This is a genomic window from Paenarthrobacter aurescens, assembly GCF_025421775.1.
Lineage (GTDB): Bacteria > Actinomycetota > Actinomycetes > Actinomycetales > Micrococcaceae > Arthrobacter > Arthrobacter aurescens_B.
Genome location: NZ_JAOEFX010000001.1, coordinates 485,960 through 510,715 on the forward strand (window position 1 = coordinate 485,960; position 24,756 = coordinate 510,715).

Annotated in this window: 20 protein-coding genes and 2 pseudogenes; 7 read left to right on the forward strand and 15 right to left on the reverse strand. The window is 62.7% G+C overall.

The features are described from left to right. Positions 1-36: 36 nt before the first annotated feature. A complete protein-coding gene (locus N7568_RS02285) occupies positions 37-1,365 on the forward strand; it encodes an aspartate aminotransferase family protein (RefSeq protein WP_261608290.1) in 1,329 nt (442 codons plus the stop codon). Positions 1,366-1,427: 62 nt separating this feature from the next. Here N7568_RS02285 and N7568_RS02290 read toward each other — a convergent pair. Further along, positions 1,428-2,381: pseudogene (locus N7568_RS02290) on the reverse strand (thiamine pyrophosphate-dependent enzyme); the annotation flags it as partial. A 14-nt stretch (positions 2,382-2,395) separates the two neighbouring features. Here N7568_RS02290 and N7568_RS02295 point away from each other — a divergent pair. Further along, positions 2,396-2,893, forward strand: a pseudogene (locus tag N7568_RS02295) (LysR substrate-binding domain-containing protein); the annotation flags it as partial. A gap of 25 nt (positions 2,894-2,918) precedes the next feature. Here N7568_RS02295 and N7568_RS02300 read toward each other — a convergent pair. Then, positions 2,919-3,857 carry a LysR family transcriptional regulator gene (locus N7568_RS02300; protein WP_261608291.1) on the reverse strand — a complete coding sequence of 313 codons (939 nt, stop codon included), beginning with the start codon at positions 3,855-3,857 and terminating at the stop codon, positions 2,919-2,921. A 238-nt stretch (positions 3,858-4,095) separates the two neighbouring features. Here N7568_RS02300 and N7568_RS02305 point away from each other — a divergent pair, with 238 nt between their 5' ends. Together N7568_RS02305 and N7568_RS02310 are read left to right on the forward strand one after the other, a co-directional pair. Continuing rightward, a complete protein-coding gene (locus N7568_RS02305) occupies positions 4,096-5,211 on the forward strand; it encodes a PrpF domain-containing protein (RefSeq protein WP_261608292.1) in 1,116 nt (371 codons plus the stop codon). 12 nt (positions 5,212-5,223) lie between these two features. After that, on the forward strand, positions 5,224-6,672 hold the full coding sequence (locus N7568_RS02310; protein ID WP_261608293.1) for an SLC13 family permease: 1,449 nt from the start codon (positions 5,224-5,226) through the stop codon (positions 6,670-6,672). 206 nt (positions 6,673-6,878) lie between these two features. Here the strand turns inward: N7568_RS02310 and N7568_RS02315 are convergent, their stop codons facing one another. From N7568_RS02315 to N7568_RS02375, 13 genes are all read right to left on the reverse strand, one after another. Then, positions 6,879-7,007 carry a hypothetical protein gene (locus N7568_RS02315; protein ID WP_261608294.1) on the reverse strand — a complete coding sequence of 43 codons (129 nt, stop codon included), beginning with the start codon at positions 7,005-7,007 and terminating at the stop codon, positions 6,879-6,881. Between the two features lie 124 nt (positions 7,008-7,131). Then, a complete protein-coding gene (locus tag N7568_RS02320) occupies positions 7,132-8,556 on the reverse strand; it encodes a glycoside hydrolase family 32 protein (RefSeq protein ID WP_306422559.1) in 1,425 nt (474 codons plus the stop codon). A gap of 146 nt (positions 8,557-8,702) precedes the next feature. Further along, positions 8,703-10,253, reverse strand: a complete 1,551-nt coding sequence (locus tag N7568_RS02325; RefSeq protein ID WP_261608296.1) for a glycoside hydrolase family 32 protein — start codon at positions 10,251-10,253, stop codon at positions 8,703-8,705. Next, positions 10,250-11,344 (reverse strand): ATP-binding cassette domain-containing protein, encoded by a 1,095-nt coding sequence (locus N7568_RS02330; RefSeq protein WP_261608297.1) that lies wholly within the window; start codon positions 11,342-11,344, stop codon positions 10,250-10,252. Before N7568_RS02330 ends, N7568_RS02325 begins: the two co-directional genes overlap by 4 nt. Beyond that, positions 11,341-12,303 (reverse strand): ABC transporter ATP-binding protein, encoded by a 963-nt coding sequence (locus N7568_RS02335; protein ID WP_261608298.1) that lies wholly within the window; start codon positions 12,301-12,303, stop codon positions 11,341-11,343. The genes N7568_RS02330 and N7568_RS02335 overlap by 4 nt, the downstream gene beginning before the upstream one ends. Further along, a complete protein-coding gene (locus N7568_RS02340) occupies positions 12,300-13,235 on the reverse strand; it encodes an ABC transporter permease (RefSeq protein ID WP_261608299.1) in 936 nt (311 codons plus the stop codon). Before N7568_RS02340 ends, N7568_RS02335 begins: the two co-directional genes overlap by 4 nt. A gap of 11 nt (positions 13,236-13,246) precedes the next feature. Continuing rightward, entirely contained in the window at positions 13,247-14,224 is a 978-nt protein-coding gene (locus N7568_RS02345) for an ABC transporter permease (RefSeq protein WP_261608300.1), read from the reverse strand. Positions 14,225-14,439: 215 nt separating this feature from the next. Further along, the gene (locus N7568_RS02350) at positions 14,440-16,113 is read right to left on the reverse strand and encodes an ABC transporter substrate-binding protein (RefSeq protein ID WP_261608301.1); all 1,674 of its coding nucleotides are present in this window, start codon (positions 16,111-16,113) and stop codon (positions 14,440-14,442) included. Positions 16,114-16,191: 78 nt separating this feature from the next. Further along, complete coding sequence (locus N7568_RS02355; RefSeq protein ID WP_261608302.1) at positions 16,192-17,262, reverse strand: LacI family DNA-binding transcriptional regulator; 1,071 nt, start codon at positions 17,260-17,262, stop codon at positions 16,192-16,194. A gap of 275 nt (positions 17,263-17,537) precedes the next feature. Next, complete coding sequence (locus N7568_RS02360; protein WP_261608491.1) at positions 17,538-18,299, reverse strand: SDR family NAD(P)-dependent oxidoreductase; 762 nt, start codon at positions 18,297-18,299, stop codon at positions 17,538-17,540. Between the two features lie 66 nt (positions 18,300-18,365). After that, positions 18,366-19,163 (reverse strand): SDR family NAD(P)-dependent oxidoreductase, encoded by a 798-nt coding sequence (locus N7568_RS02365; RefSeq protein ID WP_261608303.1) that lies wholly within the window; start codon positions 19,161-19,163, stop codon positions 18,366-18,368. Positions 19,164-19,218: 55 nt separating this feature from the next. Continuing rightward, a complete protein-coding gene (locus N7568_RS02370; RefSeq protein WP_261608304.1) occupies positions 19,219-20,205 on the reverse strand; it encodes a LysR family transcriptional regulator in 987 nt (328 codons plus the stop codon). Positions 20,206-20,233: 28 nt separating this feature from the next. Continuing rightward, positions 20,234-21,442 carry an MFS transporter gene (locus tag N7568_RS02375; protein ID WP_261608305.1) on the reverse strand — a complete coding sequence of 403 codons (1,209 nt, stop codon included), beginning with the start codon at positions 21,440-21,442 and terminating at the stop codon, positions 20,234-20,236. A gap of 305 nt (positions 21,443-21,747) precedes the next feature. Here N7568_RS02375 and N7568_RS02380 point away from each other — a divergent pair, with 305 nt between their 5' ends. Genes N7568_RS02380 through N7568_RS02390 form a run of 3 tightly spaced genes read left to right on the forward strand, consistent with a single transcriptional unit; the run spans position 21,748 to position 24,712 of the window. Then, positions 21,748-22,767, forward strand: a complete 1,020-nt coding sequence (locus N7568_RS02380; protein WP_261608306.1) for a VOC family protein — start codon at positions 21,748-21,750, stop codon at positions 22,765-22,767. Further along, complete coding sequence (locus N7568_RS02385) at positions 22,767-23,708, forward strand: fumarylacetoacetate hydrolase family protein (protein ID WP_261608307.1); 942 nt, start codon at positions 22,767-22,769, stop codon at positions 23,706-23,708. The genes N7568_RS02380 and N7568_RS02385 overlap by 1 nt, the downstream gene beginning before the upstream one ends. Next, positions 23,705-24,712, forward strand: coding sequence for a cyclase family protein (locus N7568_RS02390; RefSeq protein WP_261608308.1), 1,008 nt, complete (start codon positions 23,705-23,707; stop codon positions 24,710-24,712). Before N7568_RS02385 ends, N7568_RS02390 begins: the two co-directional genes overlap by 4 nt. Positions 24,713-24,756 lie beyond the last annotated feature (44 nt).

Consider the following 24,756-nt stretch of genomic DNA (forward strand, 5'->3'; position numbering starts at 1 on the left):
GGGAAGCCCCACCAGCCCCTTCGAGAGGACCTTCCAATGTCTCCCACCCGGACCGCCCTGGCCGCCCCGCTCACCAACTCCGGGGTCGCATCCCTGGATACGGCCAACGTCTTCCATTCATGGTCTGCGCAGAACACTCTGAATCCTCTGGCCATTGCCGGTGGTTCGGGCAGCACCATATGGGACCACGAAGGCAGGACTTACTTGGATTTCTCCAGCCAACTCGTCAACACCAACATCGGCCACCAGCACCCCCGCCTCATCGAGGCCATCAAGCAGCAACTGGACACACTCACTACCATTGCGCCCTCGCATGCCAACCACACCCGCGCCGTCGCAGCCGAAAAGATCCTTGCCCACGCCCCGTCAAACATGGACAAAGTGTTCTTCACCAACGGCGGCGCGGACGCCAACGAGAACGCCATCCGCATGGCCCGTCTGCACACTGGCCGGGACAAGGTCATCTCCCGCTACCGCTCTTACCACGGCAACACCGGCGCCGCGATCGTTGCCACGGGCGACTGGCGCCGCATCCCCAACGAATACTCCCGCGGCCACGTCCACGTCTTCGGGCCCTACCTCTACCGCTCCGAGTTCTGGGCCCAAACTCCGGAGCAGGAGGCCGAGCGCGCCCTGCAGCACCTGCGCCGCACCATCGAACTTGAAGGACCGCAATCCGTCGCTGCCGTGCTCCTCGAAACCGTGCCCGGCACTGCCGGCATCCTGCTCCCGCCCCCCGGCTATCTGGAAGGCGTCCGCGCACTCTGCGATCAGCACGGAATCGTCCTGATCCTGGACGAGGTCATGGCCGGCTTCGGCCGCACCGGCGACTGGTTCGCCCTGGATGCCTACAACGTTGGGCCGGACCTCATCACCTTCGCCAAGGGCGTCAACTCCGGTTATGTCCCCGTAGGCGGGGTCATCATTTCCAAGGAAATCTCCGAGACCTTCGATGACCGCGTCTTCCCCGGCGGGCTCACCTACTCCGGCCACCCCCTCGCCGCCGCATCCATCGTGGCCTCCATCGAAGCCTTCGAGGAAGACAACATCGTGGAGAACGCCGCACTCATAGGCACCGACCACCTTGAACCCGGCCTGAAGGCCCTGGCTGCCAAGCACGACGTCATCGGTGAGGTCCGCGGCCGCGGGGTTTTCTGGGCCCTCGAACTCGTGGAGGACCGCGAAACCCGGAAGCCCGTCAGCGCCGCCTTCATGGGCAAGTTGAAAGCGGAACTGCTTGGCCGCGGACTGCTGCCCTTCATGGCCGACAACCGCGTGCACGTGGTGCCACCCGCCGTCGTGACCCCCGAAGAAGTGCGCCAGGCGCTGGCGATTTACGACGACGCCCTGACCGCCGTCCGCTGACAGCGGCAGGAAGGACTGGAAGGGCGGGACCGTCGCATGGTTCAGCAATCCATCGTGACGGATCAATGCCCCTTGAAGGCTTCTGCCAGCCACCAAGCTCCACCGTCGGAAGCGATTCTGGCGTCAATCACCAGCGGAGTTTTGCGGGGACCCCTAACCCACTCCTCCGCCAGCGTCAGGTCCTCCAGCCGCCGAACCGTAATGGCTGCCGCGCCGTATCCGGCGGCGATGGAGGCGATGTCGGTGGTTGGGAACCTCACAATTTCCAGGTCCACATCGTCCGCGGCAAAGTGATGGACTTCAGCTCCATACGCGGAATCGTTGTAGACGATGGCCACCAGCGGGATCTGTTCGCGAACCGCTGTTTCCAACTCTGAGATTGCCATGAGGAAACCGCCATCCCCCGTTCCCAGGATCGGGAGCCGATCAGGCCTGGCGACTGCCGCTCCAATCGCTGTGGAAAGCCCCAATCCGATCGATTGGAAAGCCTGGGTAAAGCAGAAGCCAAACTCGTCCGGGACAGACAGGTAGGTGCTGGGGTATCCCATGAAGTTGCCCGAGTCGACGGACACGATGCGATTGCTTGGGGGGATTCGGTCCAACTCGCGGCTCAGAACCCGCGGGTCGATGGTCCCGTCCGTTGAAAGGTCCTCCGTTTCCACAGAGTTCCACCGGGCGTGCCCAGCAATGCGATGTGCCATTTCGCGCGTGCGCAGGCCGGTTGCCCGGTGTCCATCGGACTGCATTTGCTCGAGCACCGCGGCCGCTGTCTCAGCGCAATCCCACAATATTCCAAGATCGATGGGGCGGTTGGCACCGAGGGCTGAGTCTTCAAGGTCCACCTGAACCACTGACGTTGAGTCGCCGATGAGCGTGCCGTGGCGCATGGTCCACATGTTGAGGGCGCAACCCCAGCCCACGATCAGGTCAGCTTCCGCGATGGTTTCAGCCGTGAAGGGGGACGAGAATCCGCCTGATATTCCAAGGTTGAAAGGGTTGCCGGTGAAGAGGCCGTGAGGACCATCCCAGCACAGCGCGGTTGCGGCTTATCCCGCTGTACCAGGAGGAATTCCGGATCGTAGCAGCCCCGTCGCACCCTGCCCATGCACTGCCCCACGTGACTTTGCACGATTTAGTGGCGCATCGATGGGTAGTCCCGCTGGCCAATACTCCCCTGAGGGACGAATTCGAACTTAACTTCCGCAACGCCGGGCTTGCCCCTCCGGTTCAGCAGGTCGAGTCCGGGGCACCTGCGACCTTACGGACTCTTGTTGTCGAAGGTGGATTCCTCGCCCTCATGCTGGAATCCATGGCAGTGGCTGAGCCGAAGGTGAAGATCCTCGACCTGCATCTGGAGGGGCTCGCCCAGCAGGTCGGCCTGCTGCTCCATCCGGACCGTCCTTTGACACCCAGCGCGGCGCTGCTCGCAGACAAGCTCCGGGAGGTCGGAGACGAGATGGGACGCGACCTTCCAGCAAACAACGTGGCCTCGCTACCAGGAACAGTCGAGAATCAGTCAGATGAGTAGCCCCGGTGGATGAGCCCCGATCGTGTCAGAGATAGTCGCCGCCCCGTTCGCGGGCAACTTCCAGAAGCGTTGAGTGGAAAGCGACCTCTGCGGGCGCATACACCTTGTCCTGGCGCTGGGCCAGAAGTACTCGCCTCAGGGGGGCATCCGAGCCAAGACTGAGGATCCTGACATCCGGATGCTGCAGGGCGACGGCTGTTCTTGGCACCATCGCTACGCCCATGCCCACGCTGACCATGGCCTGGGCTTCCTGGTAATCATTGGCTAGGAAGCCGAGGTGCGGTTCAAAGCCGGCGTCGTGGGCAGAGCGTTGAAGTACCTCCACCACTGGGTGGGCCTCCGCCCGGACTATCCATGACTCTTTCCGGAGCTCTTTCATGGTCACCTCGTCACGATCAGCGAGGGGGTGCCCCTTTGACACGAGAATCACGGTGCTCTCCTGGAAAACTTCCGTGATCCGAATGGAGTCGTCGTTAAACCGGTTCCAGGGATAGTCCCAGAGCAAGCACAGCCCGGTCACTCCGGACTCGAGGTCCGAGATGAGTTCGTCGAAACGGGCGCTGCGCACGGACAGGCCAATCGCCGGGTATCGCTTTTTGAAGGCACGGATCACCAATGGCAGAAATGATCCGGCCAGCGTGGGAAACGTCCCAACAGTCAACGAGCCTCGACCCAGGCCGGCGATCTGGCCCAAGTCGGCCCGGGCGGCCCGCATCTGACCGACGATCTTACGGGCGTGGCCCGCCAACACCTGTCCCGCCTCGGTGGGTACCACGCCACGGGACCGGCGGTTGAGGAGGGGTTGCCCCACTTCTTGCTCGAGCTTGCGCAACTGCTGCGAAACGGCTGAGGGCGAATACATCATCGTGTCAGCCGCCGCGGTGATCGATCCCTGTTCGACCACCTCCACCAGGAGAGCCAGCCGCCGGATATCGAATAAATCCAGGTTCTCGTCGTTAAGCAATGCTTCACCCTTCCACGTCTTTGGTTCATTCTATGCAGTGACGAGCGTTGGAGTGTTGATTTTTTCCGGAAGTACACAACTGACAGCTGATTCACTTCACTCTGGAGCATACGCAGCACCATGAATGAAGTGATGCTACAGTCCCCTTCAGAAATTCAACATTGTCTTCATTTGTGATCCGCATCATTCTCGTATCAGGCAGAAAAGCAGCAAAGCACCTCGGGAAGCAGGGAACACGATGAAGATTGAAGCTGAATGGATGCGCGGGGGCACCAGCAAGTGCTGGGTCTTTGAAACCGACCACCTTGCCAAGGCCCACGCCAACCTGGACGATCTCCTGCCCCGGCTTTTCGGCAGCCCGGATTCACGGCAGATCGACGGGGTGGGCGGGGCTACCTCCACTACCAGCAAGGCAATGATCCTGCACCGCCCTGCGGACCGTGATGTCGACGTTGAGTTCACCTTTGCGCAGGTGGGCATCGAAGAGGCAGCGGTGGACTGGGGCAGCAACTGCGGGAACTGCTCGGCGGTTGTCGGCCTCTACGCCATCGAGAAAGGGTGGGTCATCCCGGACGGCGATTCCACCCGGATCGTTACCCGGAATACCAACACGGGCCAAGTCATCATCCAACAGGTTTCGACTCCCGCAGGCGCCCTCCCGATTGTCCCGAACGCACAGATGCCCGGCGTCGTTTTTCCCGGGTACAAAGTAGGGCTCGGTTTCCAGGATCCTGCGGGAAAGACCACAGGCAAACTGCTGCCTACCGATGAAACGACCGACACCATCGTCGCCGGCGGAACACGTTGGACCGTATCGATGGTGGACGCGGGCGCCCCAGTGGTCATTGTCCGGGCAGAGGAACTTGGGCTGGATATCGAGCGCTACGAGACGTGGAAAGCCGGCGTCGAACTTCAGTTGGACACCCTGGACCTCATTCGTCGCCAGGCAGCCGTCCGGATGGGACTGGCAGCAACGCCTGGGCAAGCCGCGCGGGCTGTTCCCAAGCTCGCTATAGTCGGCCCACCCACCGGGACAGACACAGACTCCGACGTCAACGTCATGATGCTTTCGATGGGCAAACCGCATCCAGCCCTCGCGATCACCGGCAGCATCGCCCTGACGCTCGCCGCCCGCACACCCGGCACCGTGCTCAACGCCATCACCGGCACATCCACAGCAGCCCTGAAAATCAGGACACCTGCCGGCGTTATCGAAACCTGGAGCGAGGAGCACCAAGGGTCCCTGCTGGTCGGAGTCGACCGGACAGCCCGCACCATCGCCACCAGCATCATTCACCTCCCGGAGACTCTCGGCAACGCCGTCGAAGCCTCACTAGCAACAGCCACTCGATGAGGAGACACCACCATGGCTAAGACTATTTACCAACCAGCTCCCGAGGCAGAGAGCGACATCCGGGAAGGACGTTCCCAGCGTCCCAACAACCGCCGCCGTATCCTGCTGGTAACGGTTGCCGCTTCCGTCATCCTGGGTTTGGTTGCCATCCTGTTCGGAGGCGCCATCTTCAACCCGGCGGCCACCCCGGAATCGGAGCCGACCATGACCGCCACCCAGATCATCCCGCTGGTCATTCTCGTGGTGATGTTCGTCGTCGCCACTAAATGGCCACTGAACATCGGCGTCATGGGCCTCGTCGCTTCATTCGGTGTCGGCTACTTCATGCTTGGCATGACCGATAAAGAAATCCTGGCCGATTTCCCCGCCAATATCGTGATCACCATCATCGGTGTCACCTACTTCTTCAGCATGGCCCAGCACAACGGAACCATCGACATCATCGTCCAGGGCTGCGTCCGACTTGTACGGGGCAAAACCCTGCTGCTGCCGTGGGTCTTCTTCCTCTTGGCGGCTTCCCTGACCGCGCTTGGCACCTTCTCCCCCGCCGCAGTCGCACTGCTGGCCCCCGCCGCCATTGGACTGGCCTACGAGTCACGCATCCACCCTGTCCTCATGGGCGCGTTCATTATCAACGGAGCACACGCCGGCGGCTTCTCCCCGCTGTCCGTGGCAGGCGTACTGGTACACGACATCGCTGTGAAAAACGGGTTCCCCATCTCACAGGGCGCGCTCTTCGGGGCAAGCTTCGCACTGAACCTGATCCTGTCAGTCCTCACTGTGGTGCTCTTTGCCCTGCTGGGGAAACTCCGCGACGGCGCGGCCGGCCAGCACGCAGACCTGGACACAACGCGCACCTCCCGACCCCATGGCCAGCAGATCTTCACGTTGGCGCTCATTGTCGCCATGCTCGTCTGCGCCTTGGGCTTCCACATGCCGATCGGCTTCGTCGCCCTTTCGGCCGGGCTCCTGCTGGCACTGGTGAACATCAAGGAACATCGCACCTTCATCGGCGGAGTCTCCTGGTCGACCGTCCTGCTCGTGGCCGGCATGATCACCTACGTTTCCCTGCTACAGCACGTTGGTGTCATCGACACCCTTGCTGAGCAAGCCCTGGCTCTCGGAGCACCGCTCCTCATCGCCTTGGTGCTCTGCTACGTGATCGGCGTAGGCTCAGCCTTCGCCTCCTCCACCGCACTGCTCACTGCCTTCATCCCACTTGCTGGCCCCCTGCTCGCGACCAGCTCACTCAGCGCATCGGGAACGGTGGCGGCCCTCGCCATCGCCGCAACTGTCGTGGACGTGTCTCCGTTCTCCACGGACGGTGCCCTGGTGGTGGCCAACGCACGCGAAGACGACCGCCAGCGCGTATACAAGCAGCTGATGATGTACGCCGGCGGAATCGTGCTGGTGGCACCTGCGCTGGCATGGGCACTCCTGGTTCCCACCGGAATAATGTAGGCCCCACGTCCCGGAAGCCTGCCGATACCAGTGTTCGGCCGGCCCAGGGTCCTTGCGCTCTTGCACACCATCGCAACAGGTAACCCGAGAGACGGGCGCAAAAGCGCAAAGACCCTACGCACCTAAGGCAGGGCCACCACGGCGGCCCTGCCTTAGGTGCTTTAGGTGCGTTAGGTGCGTTAGGTGCTGTAGGTGCTTTGGGTGCCCTAAGCTCCGGCTTGCACCACGGCGTTCAGTTCGTCCAGGGTAGGCGGGTTCGCTCCCGGCCGCTGCACCGTGATGGCTGCAGCGGCCGCAGCAGCGACGTTGGCCGGCGAACCTCCAGGATGTTCCACGCGGAGGTTGCCGGAGGCGACAACGTCCTGAGTCCTTCACCGACGACCAACACATCAGGTGTTGGACGATCACAGTCTGACCCGGTTTTGGGGTAATCCATCAACGTTTCCCGTGTTGGGGCGGCTATGGCGTGACTTTTATTTCACGGATGGTCAGGTCCCGGAACGTGGCCGCTCCCTCGTGGGCGTAGAGGCGGATGCCGTTGTCGCCTTCAAGGGGAAAAACCCGGTGTGAGTGCACCACCCGCCCGTCACCGACGAACATCTCGACGCTCGTACGATCCACGAGGACGCGGATAGCGAGGCGCCCTGCGGAGAGGTCCACCGGGGTTTGGGTTTCGCCGGCAGTGGGGTTGATCGTGGGGCGGCGGTTGACGTACGTGAACGGGCCACGCAGGAAGACACCCGCGGCGACATGCCTCCCTCCGCCCGCGGCGCGGCACACCTCAAGACCGAGATTGGCCGGTGGTTCGGCCGGGTCCCACACCAACTCGCAGGACAGCTCGTAGGCGAGCGGGCGGACGGTCAGATCCTTCGTACCGGTAACCGCCACATCGCCCAGACGATGTGCGCGCTTCACGTGGTTCTCCAGCGCGGATGTCGGGGCGGAGGCCAGGTAGTAGCCACCGCTTCCACGCTTGAGGCGGACATCGCGGACAATCATGTCGTCACCGTTGTAGCCTTCGGTAGCCAGGGTGGGCGTGTTGTGCGGATAGTCCCAGAAATTTGCCCATCCGATCGCCCGGCGGAGAGTGGGGTCCTCGGCACCTGACGGAACGTGATGCGGATAGGTAACTGCACCATAGAAGTCGAAGCCATAGTCCAGCCACTCCGGCTCGGCATGGTCGGGCGTGAAGGAACTGCCGTCAAAAGCTCCGGTCCAATAGGCATACGTCGCGGGCAGTCCGCGGCCCTTGCCGTTTGCGCTGGTTCCGAGAACCCAGTGCGAGGATCCGTCGTCGGCAGTCATCCGGAAGATATCCGGGCACTCGAGCAGCCCCAGATCGCTGCGGAGAAACTCGCCCACGCGCTTCCAGGACTGCAGGTCCGGCGAGGTGTAGAAACCAAGCTTCTGCCCCTCCGCATTGGCCAAGAACCACCGACCTCGGTCACCATCCCAGATCACCTTGGGATCGCGGAAATCGTGAACACCCGGGTTGGGCAGCACAGGTGCCTGGCCACCAGGCTTGAAGGACCGTCCCCGGTCCGTGGAGTACCAGAGATACTGCGCCTGCCGGCCATCCGGCGCCTGGGTGACAATTGCTATGACGGCACCCGCTCCGAATCCGGCCGTGTTTCGCTCATCAACCACAAGGCATCCTGACCAACAGTCACCGTTGCCGTTGCTGAACTTCGGTATCGCCACACCCCGGTCCCGGAATGAGACGTGGTCGGTGGTGGTGGCACGGCGCCACGATGTGCCTCCACCACCGTTGATGTAGTCAGCGTTGTACAAGTAGTAGTAGTGATACTCCCCGTCCAGGAAGATGGGGCGTTGGGGATCGTTCTTCCAGTTGTCGGGCACACTGAAGTGATAGAGCGGGCGCATCCGGGATGTTCCTTTCGCGGGTGGGCCGCCCGCCGCCATGGCGGGTCCAACGGCGGTAGACAGTGCCAGGGACCCGCCCAACGCAACGGCGCCGGCGCCGGTCAGTAGTCCTCGGCGGGAGACTGATGATGAATTTTTCATGGGGTTCACTTCCGTTCCGGCAAGAGGCTACGGGTCTCATCAAAGACTCCGGCCATGGTCCACGCGTCGAAGGAGAGTAGTCGCACTGTGCTTTGGGTGGCGGCCAGTGTCACGCGCTCGCCGCCCAGGGTCGGGTAGACACGGGCTGTGAGCGGCTTACCGTTGGCGAAGATTTCGACGGCGGACCGGTCCACCAACACACGAAGGCGAACACGACCATCCGTCATGGGAAGCGGGCCGGACTTCTCCTCCACATCGACGGCAGGGTCAAGGCTGCTGCGGGTGCGGTCAAGGCGGAGGTTACCCGGATGGTGTCCGTCCGCAGCACGACTCAGCTCGATCACTGTCTCCTCAACGCCATCCGCCGATCCGAGCAGACTGAGCCTCAACATCGCACCGGGTGCGAGCTGCAGATCCAGTTCAAGGTCCAACTGGTTGCCGGAAACACCCGTATTCACAGGCGTCCCGGCCCCTACGAGAACCTGGCCCGGAACACTGACGTGGTCCCTGCGCAGCTTCGAGACTTCGGGAGCCGGCGCGAACTCCAACGTTCCGTCGTCCGCCAAGGTGGTAACGCGTGGCAGGCTCATGACGCCCGACCAGCCGGCTTCCACCATCGCTGTATCGCTTCGGCCTTCCTGCATCCAGCCGAACATAACGCGTCGGCCCGACTCATCCTTGAACGATTGCGGCGCATAGAAGAAACGGCCACCGTAGTCGAGCCGGTGCAGGGCCGCGGGCTCGAACGAATCCCCGGCATAGCGTCCCGTCCAGTACAGCGGATGGCGGGTGTCGCCGTCGTCCCACGCCGAGAAGACCAGCACGTCCGGCGAGCCATCAGACGGTTCAGCTCCCAACGATCCCTGTCCCGCCCGGAACAGGTCCACGCATTCCCACATGGTCCCGGTCCAATCAGTGTCCGAGGGATCTCCCTGCGAAGCGTCGCCGATGAACAACGGCCCAATGTAGTCCCATTGCCGCAGGTCAACCGATTCATACAAGAACGCCGTACCACCGCGGTGTCGAATGCCGGAGCCCACCAGTTGCCGCCATTTGGTTCCTTCACGCCATACGCAGTGATCGCGGTACGCGGTGATCTCCACTCCGCTTGGCGGGGCTGCAATCACGGGGTTCCCGGTGTCCTTGGTCCAGCTCAGCAGATCCGGGGATCCTACCGCGACGCAGGGCAGTTCCCTACCCTCGAACCGCCCCGAGTAAACCAAGGTGGGCGTGCCGCCGTCGTTCACCAACACCCCGGACCAGCAGCCTTCGGCGTCCGGTCCTGCGGACGGTTCCAACGCGACCGGCTGGTCCGTCCAGGTGACGAGGTCGGTGCTGGTGGCATGGCCCCACTGGATTCGGTGGTGGAAAGCACCCTCAGGGTTGTACTGGTAGAAGAGGTGGTAGGTGCCGTTCCACTGGCTGATGCCATTGGGGTCGTTGAGCCATCCGGCCGGTGAGACAAAGTGGAAGCGTGGCCGCAGCGGATCGGCTTCGGCGCGGGCCACCAACTCATCCTGCGGAACGGTGGCGAGCGGGTGGGTCAGTTCAGTCATGCTGAAGCCTCTTCTTGAGCGTTCGACGCCGGGTGGCCGGGTTGGGTTGGTTCGCTGGCCAGGGCATGGCCGCTGGCAGCAGCCCACGGCCGGTATAGATGGCAGCGCACCCAGTGGCGGTTTTCGGGGTCCCCCACCTGGTGGCGGACTGGTTCTTCGGCAGAACAGGCCTGGTTCGGGTCGCCGTCGAACGCGCAGTGTGTCGAGGCCATGACAGCCTGCCGCAGTTCGGCCCTGCGGACAGGATCGTAGGAACCTGCGCGGGAAGGATCCGGCACTGCCGAAACAAGCAATTGAGTGTAGGGATGCGCAGGGTTGGACAACAGGTCCAGGGACTCGCCTTCCTCAACGAGTTCACCGGCGAACATCACCGCCGTACGGTCCGCGAGGTAGCGGGCGGACGCGAGGTCGTGGGTGATGTAGAGCATGGAGATACCCTGCTCATCGCGGAGCTTGCGCATCAGGTTCAGTACGCCGATCCGGACAGAGACGTCCAGCATGGAGGTAGGCTCGTCGGCCAGGATGACCTGCGGTTCGACGGCCAGCGCCCGGGCAATCGCAACGCGTTGGCGCTGCCCGCCCGAGAGCTCGTGCGGATATGAGTTCAGCATGTCAGCTTCCAGGCCAACAGTGGTCATGAGATCTTCGAGCCGCTGCCGGGTTTCCTCCTCGGAACCGCCGCTCTTGCCGTGGATCGCCAGGGAGCGCCGCAGGAAATGCTCGATCCTGTGCGCCGGGTTCAACGAGCCGAACGGGTCCTGGAACACCATCTGCAGCTGGGATCGAAACGCACGCGATGCTTGGAAGCGATCCCGTTTGAGGACATCGACGCCATCAATGAGGATGGCGCCGGAGCTGGGCTTTTCGAGCCGGGCGACACAGCGGGCCAAGGTGCTTTTGCCGGATCCGGATTCACCCACCAGCGCTACGATTTCGCCCCGGCCAATGGTCAGGTCAACGCCGTGCAGGGCGCGGACAGACTCGCGGGAGAACAGTCCACCGACGGGGAACGACTTACCCAGGCCCTGGATTTCAAGGGCGGGGCTGCCGGTCAGGGTCCCGGGCTGCGGGGTCATGAGGGCGTGGCTCATCGTGCGGCTCCTTCCAGAGGTGCGGGATCAATAACCGAAGGGTCGGCACCGATCGGTGCCACATAATGCCCGGGTGCCGCTTCGGTGAGGTCCGGGATGTTGCGGAATTTCACGCCTTCGGGCAGGCCCGTCAGAGGAACGCGCGGACCGGTGAGCGGGGGGAAAGCTCCCATCAGCGCCTGGGTGTATGGGTGGCGGGGATTGGCGTAGACGTCCTGGGCTTTTGCGGTTTCCACGATCCGGCCGCCGTACATCACGGCCATGCGGTGCGAGAGTTCCACCATGAGGGACATATCGTGGGTGATGAAAAGGACCGAGAAGCCGAGCTCGCGCTGGAGTTCCTTGATTTGCGCCATGATCTCTTGCTGCACCACCACGTCCAGTGCGGTGGTGGGTTCGTCGAGGATCAGCAGTGACGGCTTGAGCGCCACAGCCATGGCGATGACCGCACGTTGACGCATGCCGCCCGAGAGCTGGTGCGGATAGGACTTGAGCCGGGCGGGGTCGATCCTCACGAGCTCCAGCAGCTCACCGGCACGCCGCAGCGATTCCTTGCGGGAGTAACCGGCGTGGGTAGTGAAGATGTCCACGATTTGTTCGCCGATGGTCAGTACCGGGTTGAGCGAGTTCATGGCCGACTGGAAGACCATTGCCACGTCCTGCCAGCGGAAGCGCCGCAACTCCTCCGGGCTCATGGCCAGAACGTCCTTGCCGCCAAAGGAAACGCTGCCACCCGCGATCTTTGCGGGATCCTTTAGGAGCCTCATGATCGAATTGGCGATGGTGGACTTCCCACAGCCGGACTCCCCCGCGAGGCCGAAGACCTCGCCTGTGCCAATACTGAACGAAACACGGTCGACGGCGGTGGTCGAGCGGGTATCGCCGATGTACTTGACGGTGAGGTCCTTGACTTCCAGGACGGGCTCGTGGGAGCCGAAGGAAACTTGGGAGATGGTCATTTGGCGGCGCTCCTTTCGATGTTCTTTGGTGTTGCGGGCGCCTTGATCTTCCGAAGCCGCGGATTGGTGACCTCGTCCACGGCGTAGTTGATGAGGGCAAGGGCGAAAGCGACCAGCGCGATGCACACGCCTGAGGGGACAAAGACCCACCAGCTTCCGGTGAGCAGGGCACCTTCATTGCCGGCCCAGAAGAGGTTGTTTCCCCAGGAGACCGTGCTGACGTCGCCCAGGCCCAGGAATTCCAGGCCCGCTTGGGCGCCGATGCCGTAGATCACGCAGGCCAGCAGGGTGCCCATGACGATCGATGCCATGTTGGGCAGGATCTCGCGGAACATGATCCGTCCCGCCCGTTCACCGGACACCACGGCCGCGGCTACAAAGTCCTTGGAGCGGATGGATAGCGCTTGTGACCGCAGGACACGGGCTGAACCTGCCCACCCGGTGACCACAAGTACCAGGATCACGGTTCCCAGGCCCGGCGGCAGGAATGCGGCCAGGATGACCAGGAGCGGCAAGCCGGGAAGGAGCAGGAAGACGTTGGTCACCAGGGACAAGGCTTCGTCGATGAACTTGCCGAAGTACGCGGAGGCCAGGCCAACCAGGATGCCAATGAACGTGGACGCTATGCCTACTGTCAGTCCCACGAAGAGTGAGCTCCGGGAGCCATGGACGGTCAGTGCAAGCACGTCCTGTCCCTTGGCCGTGGTTCCGAGCCAGTGCTCGGTTGATGGTTCCAGTGAGGCCATGGCTGTGATCCGCGACGGATCGCCGGGAAACAGGACAGGCGCCAGAAGAGCCAGTGCGATGAAAATGAGCATCACGGCCATGCCCGTCAGGGCCTTCTTGTTGCTTAGGAGGCCGTGGACGAAACTGCGGTTCGGCTTGCGGACAGCCGTGGGCTGGGTTGGCTGCTTCAGAAGTGCGGTTGTCATGATCAGTCCCTCTAGTTGCTGCGCACGCGCGGGTCGAGGCGGACGTAGAGGATGTCCACCAGGAAGTTGGCCAGCAGCACGGCGGCGGTGATGGTCAGGAACAAGCCCTGCATGAGCGGATAGTCGAGGCCTTGGACGGCGTTGAGGAGTTGGTAGCCGACGCCCGGGTAGGCGAACACCACCTCGGTGAGCAGCGCGCCACCCACGACAAACCCCAGCCCCATGCCGAAGCTGGTGACCGATGGGAGCATGGCGTTTCGTGCTGCGTAGCGGAGCATGATGCGGCCCGGGCGGAGGCCCTTTGCCTCAGCCATGGTGATGTAGTCCTCGGAGTTCGTGGCGATCATGGTGTTCCGCATGCCCAGCATCCAACCGCCGATGGAAACCAGTACGATCGTCAACGCCGGCAGCACCAGGTGGGCACCGACGTCGCCGATGAACTCCCACGTGAACGCGGGCTCCAAACCATCCGTGAACGCGTGGCGGATCGGGAACCAGCCAAGCACCACGCCGAACAGGTACAGCGCACCCATGGCCAGCCAGAAGTACGGGAACGAACCAATGAACACCAGCAACGGCGGAAGCGCGGAGTCGATCGCGCCGCCTCGCCGCCAGGCGGCAAGGATGCCCAGCAGGTTACCTACGACGGCGGCAACGACCAGTGCGGTTCCGCCAAGAAGAAGGGTCCACCCGATCTGGGACGAAATGACCTCGGTGACCGGAGTGGGGAATCGGGAGATGGATACACCCATCTGCCCGGTGAAGATGTTGTGCAGGTAGTCGGTGTACTGCTCCCAGAGGGGCCGGTCGTCAACACCCAGCAGCTTACGCAGGGCCTCGATCTGTTCGGGCTGCATTCGGTCCTGGGAGCGGGCAAACATGCGGGAGACGGGGTCGCCGGGCATGAAACGCGGAAGCAGGAAGTTCAGGGTGATGGACGCCCAGAAGGCGATCAGGTAGAAACCCAGGCGGCGCAGGATGAAGCGCACGGTTTCCCTCCATTCGGGAATTGCGGGAATTGCGGAAAGTGTGGAGAGCACGCCCGGCGGGGTTGGCCGGGTCAGCGGCGGTTGGCCGGGTCAGCGGCAGAGCCGCCGGGCGTGCAATGTGAGGCCCGATGGGACCTAATGAGATGGCGGTGGTTGGGCCCACGCCGCCCGGGTTCCCTGGCCGAAGCGCAGCGAGGTTAGGGCGGCGGTGGGGACTACTTGCGCGGTTCCAGCGTGGTCAGCACCAGCACCGTTGTAGGTGCGCGGACCGAGAGGGTGGCGTAAGGGTTGTCCTCGGTGGGCCAGCCGGTGAATCGCGTGTCATTGAAGGCTCCCCATTCCGGCCCGGAGAACAGCGGCACCAGCGGAGCGACGTCGTTGTATTCTTCCTGCAGCTTGTTGGCGATGTCCTTCTGCTTGGACTCGTCGGCCTCGGCGGCAAACTCGGCCAGCAGTGTATCCGCCGTGGCGTCACCGAAGCGGTGGTAGTTGTCGAAGGTCTTGGTTCCTACTGGCTTCACGGTTGCTGTGCCCATGGACGTGTTGAAGTACTTGTACGGGCTGGGATCGTTGGCACTCCAGACAATGCCGGAGTCGAAGTCACCGGTCTCATAGCCGGCAACCACTGCGGCCCAGTCAGGGGACTCCACCTTGGCGGTGACGCCAACTTCGGCCAGATTCTGCGAAATGACGTTGGCCACGGACAGCCAGTCAGACGAAGTGGCGCCCACGGAAATCTTGAACTCGAAAGGCTTGCCGTCCTTGAACGTGCGCTTCCCGTCAGCTCCCTTGGGGTATCCCGCCTTGTCCAGAAGCTCGTTGGCCTTCTGAACATCGTGGTTGGTCCACGTGCAGTTGTCCTTGACCTGGCTGTTCTTCCAGGTCTCGTAGTTGCCGGAGAGCCCCGTGCAGTCCGCCGGCTTGGCGTAACCGCTCATACCGATCTTGGTGACCTGGTCGCGGTCCACGGCCATGCTTAGTGCCTTGCGGACGTCAACGTCGTTGAACGGCGCTTTGGTGGTGTTGAGCTGCCAGTTGATCATGGCACCCGTGGCGGGGAACCAGTACTGACGGTGTTCCTTGTCTTTGGAAACGAACGTTTTCTCAATGTTGGGGATGTATTGCGGGGCCCAGTCCACGTCCCCGTTCGCGGCGGCGAGGTTGGCGCCGTCGTTCCCCGCGAAAGCGAGCATCTTGATGCCGGCGATCTTTTGCTTCTCCGGCTGCCAGTAGTTGGGGTTCTTCTTCAGCACGAAGGACTGGGCCTGGAAAGTGTCCACCTCGGTGTACGGTCCCGTTCCAACAGGCTTGGCGTTCGCGTCCTTTTCCGGGTCGGGCAAAGCGGACCAGATGTGCTTGGGCAGGATGGTGAGCTGGCCGACGTCGTACAGGGCGGGCGACCAGGGCTTGTTGAAGTTGAACGTCACCTTGTTGCCCTCGGCCGTGACGGTGTCCAGGTACTCGAATCCGCCCTTGATCTTCTTCTGCAGTTCGAACGTATAGGCGACATCGTCAGCCACGAAGGGCTGCCCGTCGGACCATTTCACGCCATCACGGAGGGTAAACGTGACGGACTTGCCATCCTCGGCTGCCTTCCACTCGGTGGCGAGCCACGGCACCGTGTCCCCCTTGGCCGGGTTGAAGATCAGGAGGGACTCGTAGATGGACTGCTGCACCATGGGGTTTACCGTGGGAGCGAACGGGTTGAAGTTCTGCACGAAGGTGCCCATGTCCTCACGCGGGATAGTGAGGAACGCGCTGGCGTTCGCTCCTGCGTCGGAGGTTCCTGTCTTGGCGACATTGGCGGTGCAGCCGGTCAGCAGCATCGCGCCTACAGCAAGGCTCGCCGCCGTCATCCGGGCAGCACTGAAAAGGCGGTGTTGTGTCATGATGGTTGTCTCTTTCCTATCTTCATCCGCTAGGTGAAGGGGTGGGTAAGGGGTTGCTCTTCGAGGTTGATTTCGCGGTCAGACCGAAGAGCGTTCTAGCAGCGGACAGTCGACCAATTGCTGGTCGGCAGTGATCGGCTGTCCTGCTGTAAGAGCGTTGAGCGTTTGGACACCCAGGGCGCCCATTCTTTCGAAGGGCAACGCAACCGTGGTCAATTTTGGCCGCAAGTAGGCGGCAATAAGTTCCTGGTTGTCGAAGCCGATCACAGCGATGTCTCCGGGGATGGTCAGGCCCCGTTCCTTGATGGCGTCATAGGCGCCCATGGCCATCCGGTCATTGAGGCAGAACAGCGCGGTTGGCCTGTCCTTTTGTGGGTAGCGGTCCAGGATTTGGCACGCGGCCTCGTAACCGCCGTCGGCCGTTGCATATCCGGACACCACCAGTTCCTGGTCAAGCTCCAGTCCGGCGACGGCGAGTGCTTCGCGTGCACCTTCCAATCGCCCCACTGCAGCCGGAATGACCGGGTCAAGGTTGATGACGCCGATCCGGGTATGGCCGGCTTGGAGCAAACGTTCGACGGCGACCCGGCCACCCGCACGCTCGTCAGGGACGATCGAGGGCAACTTTCCGTCGGCGTCGAAACAGTTGATCAAGACGGTAGGTACTTCGTTGGCACTCGCCGGAACGTGGACCCCCCGGTGAAAGGTAGCTGCGTAAAGAAGTCCTTCCACTCGTTGTTCCAGCAGTTTTTCGGTTGCAGCATCTTCCAGGCCCTGGTTGGGTCCTACGGCATCGGCCTGGTCGGAGGGCGCGATGAGCAGGAACCGGCGGTCAAGCCAGGCTTGGTCCTGGGCTCCTTTGATGATGTCGACGGCGAACGGTGCCGTGACGATTTCCGTCACGATCCCGTACCAGTCGCTGCGTCGGGATGCCAGAGCACGGGCGCCGGCATTGGGGCGGTAGCCCAATTCCTGCACGGCGTCGTTGATCCGGGTGCGGGTTTCCTCGGAAATGCTCGCATTTTCGCGGTTGCTGAGCACAAACGAGACTGCAGTCCGGGAGACGCCGGCGTGTTTGGCGACGTCCTTCATGGTGACCCCCCGCTGTCGTGCAGCTACTGGGTTGCCAGGGGTGGTGCTTTTCGCCATCGAATGCTCCGGTGTTCTTCGCTGATGTGGAGGTGCACCAGACCCTCATTGTCTGGTCTGTCCGGCGAGGAAAGTTGCATTTAGTAACGCGCGTTACCTGCGGGACATGTGACTTAGGTTACCCGCGTTACTTCGCGTCTGTCAACACCCGATTCTGGCCCATGGGAATGTATGCGGTTACTGGACTCAACGCCGAAGCAGAAGGAGATCTCCGACCTCGGCGTTGTCGGCCGTACCGATGACTGCAAGCGGCAGCGAAGCCCGCACCGCGCCGGTCAGCGCAAGGCGTCTGACACGGATTTGGCACCTCCGTGGCTGCTCTGTCCACCGTCCACTGGAAGGTCCACGCCGGTGACGAAAGCGGCCATGGGACTGAGGAGGAAAAGCACGACGGCGGCTACTTCCTCGGGCGTACCTGTGCGGCCGAGTGGGGTCTCGGCTATGGTCGCTTCCCTGAACGCAGGATTGGCACCTGCGGTCATGGGTGTCTCGATGAATCCCGGATGAACGGAGTTCACCCTGATCCCCCGGGCTCCAAGCTCCGTGGCGGCAGCTATGGTGAGACCTCGCAGCGCCCACTTGCTGGCGGTATAGGCCACTGGGTAGTGCCCGCTGAGGGCTGCCACCGAGCCGACATTCACGATGGAAGCCCCCCGCGCCATCAGCGGGACGCAGGCCTGCATCCCCAAAAGGGCACCTGACACGTTCACGTCCGAGACCGCAGCGAGGTCGGCAGGGGTTGCCTCGAGCAGGCGACTGCGGCGGGTGATACCGGCGTTGTTGACCAAGCCGTCCAGGCCGCCGCGTCCATCCCTGACGAAACACGACAGAGCCGTCCACGCGTCGGGCAGCGTGACGTCAAGTTGTCGATAGGCAATGCGCTCCGGGTGCTTCGTGACCACTTCCTCCAAAGCAGTGGACGGTTCCAGGGTCAGGTCCGTTGCGATGACTGTGGCCCCGGCCGTGACCAGCATCAGAGCTTCGGCCAGGCCTTGGCCGCCATTGGCACCCGTGACCACGACGGTCCGGTCGTTCATGTCAATCACTGAGGATTCGTCCTTCGATGTCTTAATCGTTCGACGTCTAATTCGATGTCTCAACGGTCAGCCGGGCAGAACAGCCGACCAGCCGCCGTCGACCATGAGGTTCGCACCGGTGACGTAAGAAGCATCATCCGAAGCGAGGAACAGCGCGCACTTTGCTACCTCCTCCGCTTCACCCACCCGGCCGAGCGGAATGTGGGCGGCAATGCTCCGCATCGGATGGTCTTCGGCCAAGAGATCGGCTTCGGTGGCCGGCGTACGGATCATGCCTGGACTGACACAATTGACGCGAATCCCGCGGGGAGCTCCTTCCGCCGCGAGTTGCCTGGTCATGGCCACCACGGATCCTTTGGTTGCCGTGTGTGCCAGCCGCCCGTTGGTCACCGAGCCCGTCACACCTGCGGTGGAGCCGACAAGCACGACGGCGGATCGTCCGGCTTTGCTGAGCAGCGGCCAGAAATGACGCACGGGAAGGAAGACCACGTCCACCTCGTGCCGGAAATTCCACGTCCAGTCCTGGTAACTGATGTCCTCCAACGCGGCGAAACGGGTGGCGGCTGCATTGGCGTAGAGCACATCGACCCGTTCATGCTGATCATGCACCGAGTTGGCCCATTCGAGCACGGAAGACTCATGAGTCAGGTCCACACGGCGAGCAGCATCTGCCCGGCCACCCTGGCCACGGATCGCTTCCACCGTGGCCTCTGCGCCGGCGAGATCGAGGTCGCACCCAACCACGGTTGCGCCCTCGCCGGCGAACAGCATGGCTGCCGCACGGCCTTGGCCTGATGCGATGCCGGTGATCACGGCTGTCTTTCCGGCGAGGCGGAGCCTTGGCGCGGTGGTGTCGGGTCTCATGCCACCATCCTGTGGCCGCGTGAACTAATAGAGAATGGCCGGTTTCGAATATGAACTATCCAAGACGCGAATAGTCCCCACGCTGGCCGCCGTCAGGAATTGACGTGACCGTGATCGGATGCGCCTTGACCGGGAAAATGTCATGAAGTTGGGAACAGGCGCGCTGCACCACAGAGCGGAGCCAGACGTTTGCGGGGTCCTCCGTCTGGGACGGATGCCAGTACATCGCCTCCACCAAAGCGGCTTCCAAATCCCCTGCGAACTCAAGAACCTCAATCGCGGCCCCACGCTGCGCCCTCGAGGCAAGCATGCGCGGAACCAGGGCCACCAAGTCCGTGCCTTCCACCAGCAGCGGAAGTGACAGGAAGCCTGCCACTACGGCCGCCACCCGACGCCGGACGCCGCGGGACTCAAACAATTTGTCCGCCGGTGTGCTGATGCCCTCACCGAAATACCCGACGGCGTGGGGAACCCCAACAAGGTCCTCCAAGGACAGTGCAGGCAAGGTGAGCAGCGGATTTCCCGCATCTGCCACAGCCACGAAGCTGTCACGGAAGAGCTGCTTGGAATCACCCTTCATGCGGTACCCGGTGGGGCCCACCAGCAGGTCCATCCGGGAGTACTCAGCCAGGTCACCCCGCAGGCCCGATGTGGGCACAAAGTCCACCACCACGTGCGGCGCTTCCTGTTGCAGGATCCCCCGCAGCGGCCCGACAATCAGCGCCGCTGCATAGTCAGAGGCAGCGATGACGAATTCCCGCTCACTCGTTGCGGCATCAAAACCCGATCGGACGCGGGTGGCCCGCTGGACGTGAAGCATGGCCTCATCAACCAGCGGGACCAGCGACTGCGCAAAAGGAGTGAGATCGTAGGTGCGGCCATTGCGGACCAGCAGTTCGTCGTCGAAATGTCGCCTGAGCCTGGCCATCGCCGCACTGGTAGCCGGTTGGCTGAGTTGGAGCCGCTCCGCTGCACGGGATACATTCCGCAGCTCCAGCAGAACCTGCAATTGCGGCAACAGGTTCAAGTCCAGGTTCTTCATTCCCATAGGTTATCCAGCCACCGGGATTTTAGTGGCTGATCGTGACCAACCGTGGCCCGCGGACCAGGGTAACTACCAAAGCAAGGACGCAAGCCATGCTCAACGCCCCGATTGCCAGGCCGAGGTTTCCCAAGGCGGCAGCCGCAGCTCCGAGGACGATCGGCGTGAGGAATTGGCCGATGAACAGGCTGCCGGTCCAGATGCCGGTCCCGCGTCCCCGCTGGGCATAGTCCAGGCCGTTGACTGCCCAGGTCAGAAGGGTCGGCAACAGCACGCCGGTACCGGCACTGGCGATTACGGCCCCCACGATCGCCAGCGGCACGTTACCGGCCAAGGAGACCAGGCAAAGCCCGACGGCCGCAAGTCCGAAAGCGCCCACCAGCAGTTTCCGTGTACCCAGTTTGGCAAGGTACCGGAAAGAGATAGCACCGGCGGCGGTGGCAAGTGAAGCAATCGCGGCGGCACCCCCTATGAGCCCGGTGTCCGTAACACCCAACCCGGTGATGACATACGGCAAGTGGACTATCAGAGCGTAGAACACGATCCCCCCGAACAGCGTCACCGCCGCCGGTGCCCCTACCTGCCGCCACGGCACCGGCACCTTCACGGTCGTCTTGTGCGTGACCTTGTCAGGTTCCCAGAGCTTGAAGATCATGGGGATCACCAGCACAGCACTGACGGCGTACAGCCAAAACGGGGTCCGCCAACTGATGCTGCCCAGAACCCCACCAAGGGCAAAGAAGGCAGTGGCCGCCAGCGCACTGACCATGGTCTGCAGCCCAAGGTATTTGTTCCGCTGCGGTCCCGAGTAATAGTCGGTGATCAGGGTGGTGCAACACGTCATGATTGCTGCCTCGGCGATGCCTACGCCTACTCTCGACAAAGCGATGGCGCCGAGCGAATCCAGCCATAATGGAGCCGTCCCGAAAAGGGCGTACGCCAGCATCGCAAAGATGAGGAGCTGCTTGCGTCCGACACGATCGGCGACGTAGCCGGCCAGGGGCGAGAACAGCGCTACGAACAAAGCCGGCAAGGTGAGGACCAGGGGTACCAGAATGGCGACACCAGCGGTATCGGCAAATACCTGGGTCAGCGTGGGCAGGACGGGGGCCAGCAGTACCGCGCCCAGTACGGGCATGCAGCTGCCAGCGACCAGCAGCGCGGCCTGGGCCCTTCCGGCCGATCGACTGGAGGCTGGTGGTCGGGTTTCGATCGCAGTTGGATCCATGGTGCTCATTGGTGTTCCTTCGCCTTTGAAGATGATCCCCGATGAGTGGCATAAGCGCCGGGAGGGACTGCATTCACTGTGGCAAGGTGGCTGCAGGCGGAGAAGAACGGATTCCGTATAGCTGGTATTTGTTCGATTGATGATGCCGGAGTGGTCGGCTGAATGGCGGCACGGCCGGAGGCCTCGGTTGGTATTCGTGCGGCGGATAGTTGCTATCAGATAATTGCCCTTCTCCGAATACGTGATGTGGCTCATGGTGGTTACAGGACCTGCAGATAACTGTCCGCGCCACCAGCACTTAGAAGGAATTCATCGTGGAAACTCCCCTCTCCCATCTTGCCCACCTCGAGATCACCACTCCGGACGTTGAAACTTCGGCACGGTTTTATGAGGAAAAATTCGGCATGCGCATTATCGACCGCGTGGATGGCAACGTCTACCTGCGCTGCTGGGGCGACTACTACCGCTACAGCCTGGTTATCACTGAAGGCCCGGAAGCATCGCTCGGCCGGATGGCCTGGCGCACCAACTCCCAGGAAGCGCTGGAAGCCGCCGCAGCCCGAGTTGAAGCAACCGGAGTGCAGGGCACCTGGACTCCGGGTGGCCACGGCTTCGGCAAGGCCTTTGAGTTCACGGGTCCTTACGGACACCACATGCGCCTGTTCTACGACGTAGAGAAGTTCGTCGCAGAGCCCGGCTTCGAATCCACCTACCCGGACCGCCCTGAACGCCGCAGCAGCCACGCCGCCGCACCCCGTTTCCTGGACCACGTCACGGTCGCCGCCTCCGACGTCCGCGGATTTGCCAAGTGGTACAACGAAGCACTGGGCTTCCGCGTCATGGCCTTCGTAGATCTGGACGAGGCACCCATCACGGTTTTCTCGGTCCTGACCACCAACGAAAAGTCCCACGACCTGGGCGTCGTCCTGGACACGTCCAACCGCGCCGGCCGGGTCAACCACATCGCCTTCTGGGTGGACGCCACCGAGGACCTGCTCCGCACGGCCGATGTCATGATGGAAAACGGCACCCCCATGGAGTACGGTCCCTCCATCCACGGTGTGGGTGAACAGAACTTCCTGTACTTCCGCGACCCGTCCGGTCTCCGGGTAGAGCTCAATTCCGGTGGCTACCGCAACTACGTCCCGGACTGGGATGCCAATACCTGGAAACCTTCCGAGGGTTCCAACAATTTCTACAAGAACGGTGCCATGCCGCACTCCATGACCGAGTCCTTCCCGCCGGCCGAGGGCTTCACTGCAACTGAAGAAGGTGCTTCCGCGGAAATGAAGGAAGCCCTCCTCAACCCTTACGCAAAGCAGGGCCGCGGCTAATGACGCAGTCACACTATTCGCTGATCCGCTTCCAGGAACCGGGCGCGGAAAAGGCACAGACCGGATTGCTGGTCGGTGACCGTGTCCTGCCACTGGACAATGACATCAACTCGCTGATCCAGCACTGGGCAACCACCGAAGGTGAGCTTGACCGGCTCGCCGCCTCGGCCGGTGATGAGACAGGCCTGGCCTTGTCCACCGTCGAGGTTCTTGCCCCCGTTGAACCAGCGCAGGTACTGCAGACCGGCGCCAACTACCGCAAGCACGTGATCGACTTGGCCGTGGCGCACCGCGACGCCGGGCAGGACGCTGAAGAGGTACGCGAAAAGACGGCCGCCATGATGGATGAGCGCGCAGGCCAGGGAACGCCGTACTTCTTCATCGGCCTCCCGACGGCGATCGCGTCCGCCACGGACGATCTCACCCTGCCGGGTTACAGCAAATCCCACGACTGGGAACTTGAACTCGCTGCTGTGATCGGTAAGGAGGCGTTCCGGGTAACCCCGGAAGAAGCTCTCGAGTATGTCTTTGGGTACACCATGGTCAACGACATCACCACGCGCGAATATGTGTTCCGCAAGGACATGCCCGCCATTGGTTCGGACTGGTACCGGGCAAAGAACGCCCCGGGATTCCTTCCCACCGGCCCCCTCCTGGTACCAACCAAGTTCTTCGGAGACCCGCAGGATGTCCAGGTCACGCTGAAGCTCAATGGCAAGGCCATGCAGGACGAATCGACTCAGGACATGATTTTCGGTGTGGCCAAGCTTGTCAGTGAAGCATCGCAGATCATGCCGCTCCGGCCAGGCGATCTGGTCCTGACCGGCAGCCCGGCTGGGAACGGCCAGCACTGGGGCAGGCTCCTCCAGGATGGCGACGTCATGGAAGGCACCATCACCGGACTCGGAACCCAACTCATCCACTGCAAGGACGAACAGTGACCACTGAAGCAGCGAACGCTTCCCTGATCCAGCGCTCCGATCCGCTGGCCAGCATTGCTGTGGCCGCGGAAACATACAACAACTGGGGACGCTGGGGCGAAGACGACGTTCTAGGAACGCTCAACTACATTGACAACGCCAAGCGTGTGGAAGCAGCTTCCTTGGTGACCACGGGCGAGGCGTTCTCCTTGTCGCAGCCGTTCGATACGAACGGCCCGCAGAAGGGGTGGCGTCGCCGGACCAATCCGGTGCACACGATGACGGACACCGGCGTGGACGCGGAACGAGGCAACCAGGGATTCCCGCACGGTTTCGGCGGGGCTGATGACGTCATTGCCATGCCGTTGCAGTGCTCCACGCAGTGGGACGGGCTGGGACACATCTTCGACCGGGGCAAAGCCTGGAACGGCCGGGCCGCTGGGGACGTCGTGACCTCGGAGGGCGACCTCGTCACCGGAATCGAAACCGCCGCGGCCAAGATCGTCACCCGCGGCGTGCTGCTCGACGTCGGCCGTGCACTCGGCCCGGACCTGGGCCGCGATGACGGGGAGCTGCCGGATGGATTTGCCATCACCCCGGAGCACTTGGAGCGCACCATGGAACGTCAGGGCCCCAGCTCCGCCGTTCGCCGCGGCGACATCGTGGTGATCCGGACCGGGCAATACACCCGGGTCCGCCGCGACGGCTGGGGCGACTATGCCGGCGGTTCCGCTCCGGGGCTGTCCTTCACTACGGCGGCGTGGCTACATGCCTCGGAAATCGCCGGGATCGCCACGGACACCTGGGGATTTGAGGTCCGGCCCAATGAGTTTGAAGGTGCTTTCCAGCCGCTTCACCAGATCGCCATCCCCAACCTGGGGTTGTTCCTGGGTGAAATGTGGGATCCGGATGCATTGGCCGCTGCATGTGCTGCCGACGGCAAGTACGACTTCATGCTCACTGCCGCCCCACTGCCCATCACCGGAGCTGTCGGTTCACCGGTCAATCCCATCGCCGTCCGGTAACAGGTCCAGTTGTCAGGTTGAGGACCAATGAAGGTCCCGGAGCT

Excerpts from the sequence above, each read along its gene's own strand:
- N7568_RS02365 (WP_261608303.1), bottom strand. The coding sequence starts at position 19,163 with ATGAGACCCGACACCACCGCGCCAAGGCTCCGCCTCGCCGGAAAGACA.
- N7568_RS02360 (WP_261608491.1), bottom strand. The coding sequence starts at position 18,299 with ATGAACGACCGGACCGTCGTGGTCACGGGTGCCAATGGCGGCCAAGGC.
- N7568_RS02340 (WP_261608299.1), bottom strand. The coding sequence starts at position 13,235 with ATGACAACCGCACTTCTGAAGCAGCCAACCCAGCCCACGGCTGTCCGC.
- N7568_RS02330 (WP_261608297.1), bottom strand. The coding sequence starts at position 11,344 with ATGAGCCACGCCCTCATGACCCCGCAGCCCGGGACCCTGACCGGCAGC.
- N7568_RS02335 (WP_261608298.1), bottom strand. The coding sequence starts at position 12,303 with ATGACCATCTCCCAAGTTTCCTTCGGCTCCCACGAGCCCGTCCTGGAA.
- N7568_RS02385 (WP_261608307.1), top strand. The coding sequence starts at position 22,767 with ATGACGCAGTCACACTATTCGCTGATCCGCTTCCAGGAACCGGGCGCG.
- N7568_RS02325 (WP_261608296.1), bottom strand. The coding sequence starts at position 10,253 with ATGACTGAACTGACCCACCCGCTCGCCACCGTTCCGCAGGATGAGTTG.
- N7568_RS02370 (WP_261608304.1), bottom strand. The coding sequence starts at position 20,205 with ATGAAGAACCTGGACTTGAACCTGTTGCCGCAATTGCAGGTTCTGCTG.
- N7568_RS02310 (WP_261608293.1), top strand. The coding sequence starts at position 5,224 with ATGGCTAAGACTATTTACCAACCAGCTCCCGAGGCAGAGAGCGACATC.
- N7568_RS02285 (WP_261608290.1), top strand. The coding sequence starts at position 37 with ATGTCTCCCACCCGGACCGCCCTGGCCGCCCCGCTCACCAACTCCGGG.
- N7568_RS02350 (WP_261608301.1), bottom strand. The coding sequence starts at position 16,113 with ATGACACAACACCGCCTTTTCAGTGCTGCCCGGATGACGGCGGCGAGC.
- N7568_RS02375 (WP_261608305.1), bottom strand. The coding sequence starts at position 21,442 with ATGAGCACCATGGATCCAACTGCGATCGAAACCCGACCACCAGCCTCC.
- N7568_RS02320 (WP_306422559.1), bottom strand. The coding sequence starts at position 8,556 with ATGCGCCCGCTCTATCACTTCAGTGTGCCCGACAACTGGAAGAACGAT.
- N7568_RS02355 (WP_261608302.1), bottom strand. The coding sequence starts at position 17,262 with ATGGCGAAAAGCACCACCCCTGGCAACCCAGTAGCTGCACGACAGCGG.
- N7568_RS02305 (WP_261608292.1), top strand. The coding sequence starts at position 4,096 with ATGAAGATTGAAGCTGAATGGATGCGCGGGGGCACCAGCAAGTGCTGG.